Raw genomic sequence first — 381 nt, forward strand, 5'->3', positions numbered from 1 at the left:
GAATCCGTCGCGGCGCTGACCTCCCGGCCGCCGCCCGCCCCGGCAACGGCGCCTGCGCCGACCGGTGCCGCGCCCGCGCCCGCCACGCAGACGCCTCCCGCTGCGGCGCCGACGACCGACGCGGCCAATCCGACGCCGCCGGCGGCTGGAACCACACTGCCAACGGCTGATGCGGCAACGACGCCGCCCGCGGCCGGCGCCACGCCGCCCGCCGCCGGAGCAACGCCATCCGCTGCAGGCGCCGCGCCGGCCACGCCCGCGCCGGCGACCGCCGAGGCGACTGTGCCGGTCGGACAGAAGGCGATCTTCTATGAGGAGCGCACCAGCACCCAGCAGGGCACGGCCGAGCCCGGCAGCATCGTCTGGTCGCTGGTGCAGGAA

1 protein-coding gene is annotated in these 381 nt (G+C 78.0%); it reads right to left on the bottom strand.

Annotated elements, in window-relative coordinates:
• Positions 1-203: hypothetical protein (locus EOA23_RS37105; RefSeq protein ID WP_210212537.1), on the bottom strand; the 203-nt coding region annotated here is incomplete at its 3' end.
• Positions 204-381 lie beyond the last annotated feature (178 nt).

The sequence above is a fragment of the Mesorhizobium sp. M2A.F.Ca.ET.042.01.1.1 genome (assembly GCF_003997405.1).
In the GTDB taxonomy this organism is placed as follows: Bacteria; Pseudomonadota; Alphaproteobacteria; order Rhizobiales; family Rhizobiaceae; genus Mesorhizobium.